Annotated in this window: 8 protein-coding genes; 7 read left to right on the plus strand and 1 reads right to left on the minus strand. The window is 38.1% G+C overall.

The features are described from left to right. The first annotated feature begins 435 nt into the window (after positions 1-435). From I6F50_RS00395 to I6F50_RS00420, 6 genes are all read left to right on the plus strand, one after another. A complete protein-coding gene (locus I6F50_RS00395; RefSeq protein WP_197175014.1) occupies positions 436-3747 on the plus strand; it encodes a DUF2126 domain-containing protein in 3312 nt (1103 codons plus the stop codon). Positions 3748-3859: 112 nt separating this feature from the next. Beyond that, positions 3860-6379, plus strand: coding sequence for a circularly permuted type 2 ATP-grasp protein (locus tag I6F50_RS00400; protein ID WP_024593781.1), 2520 nt, complete (start codon positions 3860-3862; stop codon positions 6377-6379). Then, the gene (locus tag I6F50_RS00405; protein WP_024590933.1) at positions 6376-7254 is read left to right on the plus strand and encodes a transglutaminase family protein; all 879 of its coding nucleotides are present in this window, start codon (positions 6376-6378) and stop codon (positions 7252-7254) included. The genes I6F50_RS00400 and I6F50_RS00405 overlap by 4 nt, the downstream gene beginning before the upstream one ends. Positions 7255-7300: 46 nt before the next feature. Beyond that, positions 7301-8755 (plus strand): circularly permuted type 2 ATP-grasp protein, encoded by a 1455-nt coding sequence (locus I6F50_RS00410; protein ID WP_197175015.1) that lies wholly within the window; start codon positions 7301-7303, stop codon positions 8753-8755. Between the two features lies 1 nt (position 8756). Beyond that, the gene (locus I6F50_RS00415; RefSeq protein ID WP_165721829.1) at positions 8757-9689 is read left to right on the plus strand and encodes an alpha-E domain-containing protein; all 933 of its coding nucleotides are present in this window, start codon (positions 8757-8759) and stop codon (positions 9687-9689) included. A gap of 389 nt (positions 9690-10078) precedes the next feature. Then, a complete protein-coding gene (locus tag I6F50_RS00420) occupies positions 10079-10732 on the plus strand; it encodes an MOSC domain-containing protein (protein ID WP_101163847.1) in 654 nt (217 codons plus the stop codon). Between the two features lie 6 nt (positions 10733-10738). On the opposite strand, the gene I6F50_RS00425 is transcribed toward I6F50_RS00420, so the two are convergent. Continuing rightward, complete coding sequence (locus I6F50_RS00425) at positions 10739-11647, minus strand: LysR family transcriptional regulator (protein ID WP_024593784.1); 909 nt, start codon at positions 11645-11647, stop codon at positions 10739-10741. 129 nt (positions 11648-11776) lie between these two features. Between I6F50_RS00425 and I6F50_RS00430 the strand changes: the two genes are divergently transcribed. Next, positions 11777-12214, plus strand: a complete 438-nt coding sequence (locus I6F50_RS00430) for a PACE efflux transporter (RefSeq protein WP_007585216.1) — start codon at positions 11777-11779, stop codon at positions 12212-12214. Positions 12215-12283: the final 69 nt, after the last annotated feature.

A 12283-nucleotide genomic window follows, 5' to 3' on the forward strand; every position in this document is an offset into this window, starting at 1 on the left:
TTACTATTTAATGATTATTTTTAATGATTTTTAAACTCTAAATAAATACTTTTAATTATAACCGTTTAGCGTTATAAATAACGGAGTAAGTATTTTGAAAAATTAACTTTATTTGTTTTATTTCAATATTTTAAATTAATTAGCTTTAATTGTAAGTTATTTTAAAGCACTATTTTGGTGCATTTTCTGCACCATTAAAAATCTAAAATTGATGGTTTAAATTACACTAAGTTTACTATTTATTGAATTGGTGTGTTTTTCCTATTAATTAGGTCAAAACCTTTATGCATAACGTTGCTTTGTGCAAGAGCCGCGAGTGGATGAACAGTACTACTTAAGCAAGTCTTTTGGTATAAAAATTGCACAAGTGAATTAGTCCAAATAATATTTTCAGCGTTATATTGTGGCCATACATTATTAAAGGGGAATTAATAGATGACAATTACAGTTGGGATTTCGCACCATACTCAGTATAAATACGATCGGTCAGTTAATATGGGGCCGCATATATTCCGATTACGTCCAGCGCCACATAGCCGTACAAAAATTAAAAGTTATTCTTTAAAAATAGTTCCAGAAGATCATTATATAAATTGGCAACAAGACCCTTTTGGTAATTACCAAGCGAGGGTGGTGTTTAACAAGCCAACTACCGAATTTAGTTTTACAGTTGATTTGGTCGCCGAACTAACGGTTATTAATCCTTTTGATTTCTTTTTAGAAGATTACGCCGAAAACTTCCCGTTTGTTTACGATGCTATTTCAAAGTCAGAACTCACTCCTTATTTAAAAAAACGCAAAGCCAGTCCAAAATTTAAAGAATTAATTGAATCTTTAAACCCTAAAGAGCCGCTTAGAAGCGTTGATTTTTTAGTGGCTGTTAATCAAGCTATTTATGAATTAGTAGGTTATGGCATTCGTTTAGAACCCGGTGTGCAAACGGCAAACGAAACAATAAGTAAAAAAACAGGTTCGTGTCGTGATTCTGCTTGGTTGTTAGTACAATTGTTTCGTCATTTAGGGTTGGCATCTCGATTTGTATCGGGTTACCTAGTACAGCTAACCTCAGATCAAAAATCACTAGATGGTCCAAGTGGTCCAGAAGAAGACTTTACCGATTTGCATGCATGGACCGAGGTGTATATTCCGGGTGCAGGTTGGATAGGGCTTGATCCTACCTCGGGTTTATTTGCTGGTGAAGGTCATATTCCATTGGCGTGTACGCCAGAGCCAAGCTCGGCAGCGCCGGTAACCGGCGGTATAGACGACTGTAAATCGGAGTTTAGCTTTTATAATAAAGTAACGCGTGTACACGAAGACCCACGTGTTACTAAGCCTTATTCTGAGGCGCAGTGGGCGGCAATTAACCGCTTAGGTCAGCACGTTGACAATGTTTACAATGAAGAAAACATACATTTAACTATGGGTGGCGAGCCTACGTTTATTTCTATTGACGATATGGAACATCCTCAGTGGAATACTGATGCCGATGGTAAAGAAAAAAGAATATTAGCTCAAAATTTATTTGTAGAAATGAATAAAGTATACACAAAAGGTGGCTTTACTCATTACGGACAAGGTAAATGGTATCCGGGTGAGCCATTACCACGTTGGCAATATGCGTGCTATTGGCGCAAAGACGGCGAGCCTTTATGGCAAGATGCTGCACTATTAGCCGATCCTAATAAAGATTATAAATTTGATCATACTGATACTAAAAAGTTTGCTGATAAACTGTGTGACTCACTTGGTCTTGAAACCAAGGCACTTACTACGGCTTATGAAGATTTTTTATATCACATGTGGCAAGAAGCCTCATTACCTACCGAAATAAAGCCAGATCAACCAGAACTTCTCCATGCAATGAGCCGAAAAGGCTTTTTAGCTAAAATGGATAAAGGCATAGAAAAGCCTGTTGGCTATGTTCTACCTTTAAAATGGAACGATAGTAAAAACTGTTGGCAGTCGTGTACGTGGGAGTTTAAACGGGGTCATTGTTTTTTATTACCGGGTGAATCACCACTTGGTTATCGCCTACCTTTAGACAGCCTTGAGTGGAGCGGCAATATTATTGACCGCGACCCATTTGATATTCCAGAAAATTTTACCAAAGCTAAAAAGCTTAAAAAGGGCTTTATTGGTAAAGAAATGGTTAAAACTGCGCTTGTAATGGAAGTGAGAGAGGGGCGTTTATATATATTTATGCCACCAACAAGTCATTTTGAACATTACATGGGTTTAATAAGTAGTATAGAGAGTGTGGCTAAAGAACTTAAAATGCCGCTTGTTATTGAAGGCTATAGCCCACCTAAAGATAGCCGCGTAGAAAAATACGCTGTAACGCCAGATCCAGGTGTTATTGAAGTAAATATTCATCCTTCAACATCGTGGGATCAATTAGTCAGTCGAACTACAACGTTATACGGTTTAGCAAAAGAATGCCGATTAGGTACCGATAAGTTTATGGCAGATGGTCGCCATACTGGTACTGGTGGTGGTAACCACGTAACGCTTGGTGGCGAAACACCTGAGCAAAGCCCATTTTTACGCAGACCTGATATTTTAAGAAGTTTTATTACCTATTGGCAGCATCATCCTGGTTTGTCGTATTTATTTTCGGGGCTTTTTATTGGTCCTACAAGCCAAGCGCCGCGAGTGGATGAAGCCCGTGATGAAGTTTTATACGAGCTAGAAATTGCCTTTTCGCATATGCCCGAAGGTGAGGTGCCTGAACCTTGGTTAGTTGATAGGTTACTGCGTAATTTATTAGTGGATTTAACGGGTAATACACACAGAGCAGAGTTTTGTATTGATAAGCTCTATTCACCCGACTCAGCCTCAGGTCGTTTAGGGATTGTAGAATTTAGAGGTTTTGAAATGCCTCCACATTCACAAATGAGTTTAGTGCAAATGCTACTGTTGCGTACTTTACTTGCTTGGTTTTGGAAAAAACCTTACCACAAGCCATTAATACGTTGGGGTACAGAGTTACACGACAAGTTTTTATTACCACAATATGTAGAAAACGATTTAGCTGAAGTAAGCCGCGATTTACAACAGGCAGGTTTTCAATTTCAGTTAAGTTGGTTAAATCCATTTTTTGAATTTAGATTTCCGGTATGTGGCACGCGAGAACTTGATAACGTAACACTTGAGCTTAGAACCGCAATCGAGCCTTGGCATGTACTAGGCGAAGAGGCAAGTGCGTCGGGTACGGCGCGCTATGTAGATTCGTCATTAGAAAGAGTACAAATAAAAGTACAAGGAACAATGAGCGATCGCTATGTTGTAACGTGTAATGGTCGAAGAGTGCCGCTTAAACCGGTTAAAGGTAAAGCAAAAGATGAAATGGTCGCGGGTATACGATACAGAGCTTGGCAACCACCTACAGCGCTTCACCCAACTATTGGCGTACATGCTCCATTAGTTTTTGATTTAATTGATACGTGGGAAGGTCGTTCAGTTGGAGGCTTTGTATATCATGTGAGCCATGCTGGAGGTCGTAATCCTGAAACACTACCGGTTAATGCATTTGAAGCCGAAGGGCGCAGAGTTGCAAGATTTTGGGAGCATGGGCATACACCATCGTTACTTGCATCAGCAGAACCAAGCTGGAGCCCATCGGCGGTTACGCATAGTTTTCAATCGGCGCAAAGCGCAAGTGAATACGTGGTACCTGATGAAGAAAGTAGTAATCCTGATTATCCAAATACCTTGGATTTACGCAGGCAGCCTAACTTTAAATAATAATTGATAGTTGTGTCATTCCACTTTGAAATTATTTAAAGTGGAATGACTAAATATTTTTAAAGCATCATTATGAACACGGCTATTTACTATAAATTGGAGCGCTTTCAGCTTGTATATTAACAATAACGCGATGCCGGAATTGCCTGAGTGGTTGTCTTTATACCTTGATAAATCACATGGACATGATGAACTAGCAAACCACAGTGGTTTAAACCCAGACCATTGGGATACTTTATTTAAGCGTTTAGCTAGTCTAACAGCAGATGATGTTAGTAGCCGCGCTACAGAAATTAGCCAATTGCTACAAAATGGCAATATTAAAAATGAAAGCAATAAGCAGTGGCATTTTGACCCATTGCCATTTATGTTATCTAAAGCCGATTGGGCGTTGCTTGAAGAGGGAATAAAACAAAGAACCCTTTTATTAAATAAAATTCAGCAAGATATTTACGGTGACCAAACACTATTAGTTGATGGTCATATTCCTGCAAAGCAGCTTTTTCAAGACCCTAATTACTTACGCGAAGGTTTTAGTTTACCTAGTAATGAATTAACACTTTTTTTTACTGCATTAGATGTTTACCGCACGCCAACAGGCGAATTTAAAGTACTAAGCGATCACTGCCAATGCCCGTTAGGCTTAGGGCTATTAATTAAAAGCCGTATTATTGCAAGGCGTGTAATGGCTGAAGAATTTGCCGAATGTAATGTTCAGCAAATTAAAGAATTTTTAAATTTATTCCAAGAGGGTATTAATGAATATACCCATTATATGGATGACCCACGAATTGTAATTCTCACCCAAGGAATTGATGACCCTAACTACAACGAGCATGCATTCCTATCTACCTACTTTGGCTACACGTTAGTACAAAGCGCCGACTTAACCGTACGTGGTGGTGACGTTTGTTTAAAATCGTTACAAGGCTTGGGTAAAATTAATGTCATTTTACGCTGGGTTTCTGATCGTTGTATTGACTCTTTAGAGCAAACTGAATATTCACTTCATGGTATTCCGGGCTTATTACAATCTGTACGACAAGGGTCGGTTAAGGTTTTAAACCCGTTTGGTAGTGGTGTGCTCTCGTCACCTTCAATAAAATGCAACTTAGAAAAGTTATCGCAGCAAATTTTAAAACAACCGCTGTTGTTAGGTGAGCCAAATTACTTAAGTGTAAAAGAAGCGCAAGCCATTGATTGGAATAACCTCGAACTACTATCTGCTATAGACCCTACACTTAAGTTAGATGGAGTGCTAGACGAGCAAGAAATAAAGCTACTTATTAGCAAAGAACCCGATAATTACTTTTTCCAAGAAAAGCCTTCCTTTAGCAGTGCACCATTTTGGCATGACGGGCAATTAATCTCCAAGCCAGTGGTGTTTAGGTGTTATGCATTAACCACAGAAAATGGCGTAGAAGTACTTCCTTCAGCACTGTGTTTTTCGAACGAAAAAAGTAACAATCCGAGAATATCTGGTTGGATCAAAGATACATGGATAAATACAGCCGATAGAGTTGATTTAGGCGAGCATAATCCACCGGTGCCAATTAGAAAAAGAATGGATGTAACGCTACTCGAAGGGGTTATTTCGAGCCGTACGGCTGAGCACCTTTTTTGGTTGGGCCGATACTTAGAACGCTGCGAAAACACCATACGTATATTGCGTATTTTTATAGACAAGTACACCGAGTTTTCTGTTTACCCAGATTCAATACGAAAAAGTATAGTTGCACGGCTTTCTAATGCCATTAGGTCGCAATATATTGTTTATCCCTATATAGAACCTGATTTAAAACTAGATGGCATTGATGTAAATCTGTCTAAAGAAACCGCCTTTCAACTCCTTGCAGACGAGCAATGCGCTGGCAGTATTATTAATACATTAAAGTACATTGCAAATGCGTCGGTGCAAATTCAAGAATTACTATCTCATGATAGCCGCCGAATAATTGATGATATTAATGAGCAAATTAAAGTATTTAAAAATGTAAATATTAATATTCCAACGCGTGCAATGCAAAGCAGCCTAGATAGAGTTATAGGCTCAATTATGGCTTTTAATGGCTCGATTACAGATTGTATGCCAAATAGTAACGGCTGGTTTTTACTCGAAATGGGCAGAAGAGTAGAGCGTAGCTTACAAATTACATCACTAAGTGCAGCTTTATTAACCAAAGAGTTAGACGAGCCCGAAGAGCTTGGCTTACTTGAAGCCGTGCTAAGTTGCCAAGTTAGTTTAGTTACGCATAAGCGCCGATACAGAATGTATCAAACCATTGGTACAGGGCTTGAGCTATTACTTTTAGATGCTGAATACCCACGTTCTTTATTATTTCAGTTAGAGGAAATTAATAAGTTGTGTAAGCATTTACCCACAAAACGCAGACAAGGCGTAATTGCGGCACACGAAAAAGCAATTTTACTGTCTAAAACAAGTTGTTATGTAACTGAGAAAGATTACCTACAAAAAAGTGAAAATGGACAACGTAACCAGTTAATCGAATTTAACCATAATACGCGTATGAACTTAGATACATTTTGTGATGTATTATTACTACAGTATTTTTCTCATACCCAAACGGCAAATAAATTGAACTGGACTAATATTGAGCAAGCTCAATCGTGAAATATAAAATAAAGCACTCGACTACATACAACTATTCAGACTTTGTTAGTTTGTGTCAAAACCAAGCGCGATTAACGCCAAAAACGAATCGCGGGCAAATATGCCACAGTAGTCGTGTAGAAATTGAACCTACACCGACTTACTTACAAACATTTACTGATTATTTTAATAATCAGGTAACAGCGTTTGAAATAGCAATACAGCATAAAAAACTTAAAGTAACGATGATCAGCGAGGTAGAACTATTAGTCGGCGCTAATAGTAATTTAGAGAGCGTTGATATTGCTTGGCGAAAAGTACGTGATTTATTGGTTAAACCAAATACAGCGGAATTATTAAAAACGTCTGAATTTGTACTACCTTCACAGCTTATTCCAATAGATAAAGGAATTAAGGAATACGCATTAATTTCGTTTGATGCACACAAAAATATAATTTCTGCATGCAAAGATTTAATGGCACGGATTTTTCATGAATTTCATTATGATCCTGGTTTTACAACAATTAGTACGCCTTTGAGCACTGTTTTTGCACAAAAAAGGGGCGTTTGCCAAGACTTTGCACACTTTGCGCTTGCATGCTTACGCAGCGTAGGGTTAGCAGGTCGATACGTAAGTGGGTACATAGAAACCATGCCGCCAGAAGGCGAAGAAAAGCTAGAAGGTGCAGATGCAACTCATGCATGGTTTGCGGTATTTGTGCCAAACTTTGGTTGGGTTGATTTTGATCCAACAAATAATGTTTTACCACGCGATCAGCATATTACTCTAGCCGTAGGGCGAGACTTTTCTGACGTAACTCCTTTAAAAGGAGTGGTATTTGGTGGCGGTAGTCAACTGCTTGATGTAGCGGTTGATATGATTCGAATGGAATAGCAGTTTAACTACGTCATATATGATGATGGATAAGGTGAAAGAGTGTATGAAAATTGATTGGAAAGCGTACCAAACAAAAGGTTTCTTTGATGAATTAATTGATGCACAAGGAAACGTTAGATCGCATGGAACACAATTAGCACAATTTTTTGCTAATTTATCGGGCGAAGAATTAGTAAAAGCCAGAGCGGTTGCTGATTTAGCTATTAAAGAAATGGGTATTACTTTCACGGTTTACAACGAAGGTAATATGATTGATAGAGCCTGGCCGTTTGATATTATCCCTCGAACTATTGGTAAAAAAGAATGGCAAAGCGTAGAGGTTGGTTTAAAGCAACGTGTTGAAGCGCTTAACCTTTTTATAGATGATTTATACCACGACCAAAAAATAATAAAAGATGGTGTTTTTCCAAAAGGATTACTAGAAAAATCAGTTAACTTTCGCCAGCAATGCGTGGGAATAAACCCGCCAAATAAAATATGGGCGCATATTTGTGGCTCAGATTTAGTACGCGATGGCAGCGGTACAATGTATGTGCTTGAGGATAACCTGCGTGTTCCTTCTGGTGTATCTTATATGCTTGAAAATCGCTCTGTAATGAAGCGTGTATTCCCTGAATTATTTGAGCAAGTGTCGATTTTACCTGTTGATGATTACCCTTCACAATTATTTGATATGCTAGCGGCAATGTCGCCTCGTCCACAAGATAAACCAGAAGTCGTGGTACTTACTCCTGGGGTATTTAACTCCGCTTATTTTGAGCATTGTTACCTTGCCCAAGAAATGGGTTGCGAACTGGTAGAAGGGCGCGATTTAGTTGTTGAAAAAGATGACTGTGTATACATGAGAACAATCACAGGGCTACAACGAGTTGATGTTATTTATCGTCGTATAGATGATTTGTATTTAGACCCAGAAGCCTTTTTACCAGAATCCCAACTTGGCGTTCCTGGATTAATGCGTGCTTGGTCTAAAGGTAATGTGGCTTTAGTTAATGCACCAGGCGCAGGTGTTGCTGACGATAAAGTAGTTTACGCCTATGTACCTGAGATGATTAAGTACTACTTAGGCGAGGAAGCTAAACTTGCTAATGTCCCAACGTTCAAATGTTTAGACCCGAAAGAATGCGACCATGTGATTAAAAATATCGATAAGCTTGTTGTTAAACCAGCAAATGAATCTGGCGGATATGGATTATTAATTGGTCCTAAATCGACTAAAAAAGAACAAGAAGCGTGTATTGCTCAAATTAAAGCGGACCCACGAAACTGGGTAGCTCAACCAACATTAGATTTATCAACAGTACCAACATTTGATGGTAATAAACCAGATGGTCGACATACCGATTTAAGACCGTTTATTTTATCATCAGGTAAAGATACGCAAGTTACCACTGGCGGATTAACGCGTGTTGCTATGGTTAAAGGCTCTTTGGTGGTTAATTCATCACAAGGTGGTGGCAGTAAAGATACTTGGATTGTTGACGAAGAGGCTAAATAATATGTTATCAAGAGTAGGCGAAACATTATATTGGGTATCTCGATACATTGAGCGTGCGGAAAATGTAGCTCGTTTAATCAACGTTAACAATTTACTGATGATGGACTTACCCAAAGGCGTATGTACTGGCTGGGAGCCATTAATTGATATTATTGGTGTGCGTAAAGCGTATTCAGAAAACCATACTGATTTTACTGAACAAAAAGCATTAAGGTATTTACTTGTTGGTAGTGATAACAGCTCGTCAATTTTAAACTCTATTACCTCGGCACGAGAAAGCGCGCGTACAATCCGCGATGTAATACCTCGAGATGTATGGGAAGAAATTAACTCTCTTTATTATTATGTAAAAGATAATCAAAAAGAAGGGATAACAAAGCGCGGACGTTTTGATTATTTAAAAAAGATTATAGATTCAGCCCATCAAATATTTGGGGCGTTAGATGCCACAATTAATCATGATCAGGGCTACGTTTTTATCCGCTTTGGTTCGATTATAGAGCGCGCAGATATGACATCGCGAATTTTAGATATTCGCTCTGCTACGTTAATTACTAATGAAGAAGAAGTGAAGCCGTTTGATAATATTCAGTGGATCAGTTTATTGCGTTCGTTAAGTGCTTATCAAATGTATCGCCAAGAAATGGGCGTTAGAGTACAGCGTGCTGATGTAATAGAATTTGTGATGCACAGCAAAGTATTCCCACGATCTATTTTATTTTGTATGAATGAATTAAAAGCATTGGTTTTACCTTTGCCAAACTCAACAGAAATTATTAAATCAATTGATAATGCAATTGTTGAGTTAGAAAATAAAGACGTACGAGTACTTAAAAATGGTCTGTTGCATGACTTTATCGATGAAATACAAATAGACTTAGCTGGAATACATAACGGACTAGCCGAAACGTATTTTTTAAAACAAGCAGAATAATAAAAACTGTATATTGTGAAATGACTGCTTAGGGCGTGTTGAACTTTGGTGGTTGAATTTACAGCAGTATGTTTGGTTTTTAGGCAAGGCAGAGCCTATGTAGTGTGGTTATTCCCCATTAATGGGCGATAACGCAGCATAAATACCAAACATGCGCTGCCCTCTGGGTTCTTTCTAGGGACGATTAACTCTTTGTTGCTCGGTTTTTACTTAGCCCACTAGGTTACAAACCTCGCGCCGCGATTTAATCGCCCCTAGATTGAATAAATTTCAATCCACAAAGATAAACACGCCCTAGTCTTGAGCGGTCATTTTTTTGCTTAAATTTATTTATAATAATTTTAAAACCTGCATAATTAATCTTTACTTCCTCATCCGTTGGTATTGCAATGAAAATCATCTCGACTAATATCTCTAAAATTAAAACTCTTATTCATAATGGTAAAGAGGTGAAAACGGGAATATTCAAAACCCCAACTAACGAACCTGTAGTGATTGAAAAGCTAAACATTATAGGTGACGAGCAAGCTGATTTAGTTAATCACGGCGGGGTAGATAAAGCGGTATATGCTTTTTCTCACAATCATTATGAGTATTGGAAACAAACCCTCGAGAATGATGATTTGGCAGTAGGTGCCTTTGGCGAAAACTTCACGATTTCTGACCTTGATGAAGCGAATATACACATAGGTGACCATATTCGAATTGGTACTGCACTGCTTGAAGTAAGCCAGCCTCGTGTACCCTGTTTTAAACTCGCTATCGCCCTTAATAATAAAAACAGTCTTAAACTGTTTACGCAGCATTACTGCACTGGCGTTTATTTTAGGGTACTAGAGCAAGGCGTTGCAAAAACGGGTGATAGTGTTGTTATCGAGAAGAAAGCCTCGCACGACATATCAGTTAAAAAACTGTTCCAGGCATTTTTTGATAAAAAATACGTAGGTTATGAAGACATACTTTTAGAAGCATTAACTTTGCCAGAGCTTGCTGTAGAGTGGCAAGAAAAGCTAAAGAAGAAGCTTGCTATTAAAAGTGAATAAAGCAGTTTAAAACTGTTTTATTCCCGCGCTATCACTCTTTAAAAAGTGTTGCTGCAACCTATTTATTAAACTTTGAAGAACAGGTCCTGTTGATTGGCTTCTTGAAACAACGCATCCCACAGGAGTAAGCCAACCGCCTTGTTCATGAGTAACGGGTAGCGTTACCACTTCAGCTTGGTTTATATACCTCTTAATAGCAAACTCGGGTACAAGCGCCCAACCAATACCCTGAACTACTAAGTCGATAAGGGTTTGATGTGTATTTGCGTACCAAATTCTAGAGCTAATTGCGTAGCTAAACCATAACTCTTTTTGGCTAAGGCTGCGATGAACACATTGCCTATGGGCTTTTAAATCATTGCTTGTTACAGCCTTTAGCTTTGCAAGCGGGTGTTCTGGTGATGAAATCGTTAAAAATCGAGCTTGACCTAATAGAAAAAAATCCATATCAACTTTTAGTTCCCCATCACTATAAATGATACCTACTTGTGCTTTTCCTATTTTTACTAAGTTTTCTACATCGTCAGTTGTTGTCGATATTATTTCGAAATTAGTAATCGGGAACTGATCAGCAAGTGGGGCAATCACTTTTAAAATATCTTGATTATTTAGGCTTTCATCAATAGCTATAATTACCTCATGCTCATAATTTTTTGCTAATGCATCTACTTTTTGGTCAAAATACTTTTGCTGATGAAGTATAGAGTATGCGACAGGTAACAATGCCTTACCACTGATCGTTAAGCTGGGTATATTTTTATTACGCGTAAACAATGTTTGATTAATCGCTATTTCAAGATTAGAAATAGCTTGGCTAATTCCCGATTGTGCACGGTTAAGCTTTCGGGCTGTTGCCGAAAAAGATCCTGTTTCTACCACGGTTACAAAAATTTTTAGTTGCTCAAAACTATACATATCATTCAACTTAAAGGTGAGTACTTATTTGCTCATCTTATCACTAAAGGTGATGGCTACTAACTTTGCAAATAATTAAATTATGTCACTATTATTTTCTTTAATTATTTGGCGTAAAAGGGGTTAATTATGGATGCAAAAATGGGGTCGCTAGAGAGGATGTTTCAGGCTGTTTTGTTTGAAGTATTAGCGGTAACGCTGTCGATTATTGGTTTGGCTGTATTTACAGAGCATGCAATATCGGCTTTATCAGGCACTATGATTATAATTGCAACGATTGCGATGTGTTGGAATTTTGTTTTTAATTGGTTTTTTGACAAAGTAGCTACCGGTGCAAAAGAGCAACGTTCTGTATTATTCCGTATTTTTCACGTGATTTTATTTCAAGGCGGGTTACTTGTTTTTACTATTCCCGTAATGGCGAGCATTTTAAACGTAGGCTTATGGGAAGCATTAATAATGGATATCGGCGTAACTTTTTTTATAACCCTTTACGCTTTTACTTTTAACCTAGTGTACGACCACACACGAGCCTATATTTTTCATTCAAAAAATGCTGCATGTTAATACACTTTTTAAATATGGGATGACTTAACAAAGTTTTGTATTTAGCTACTGGTGTATTTGCCAATGCAC

The sequence above is a fragment of the Pseudoalteromonas sp. NZS127_1 genome (assembly GCF_015864295.1).
Classification (GTDB): Bacteria; Pseudomonadota; Gammaproteobacteria; order Enterobacterales; family Alteromonadaceae; genus Pseudoalteromonas; species Pseudoalteromonas arctica.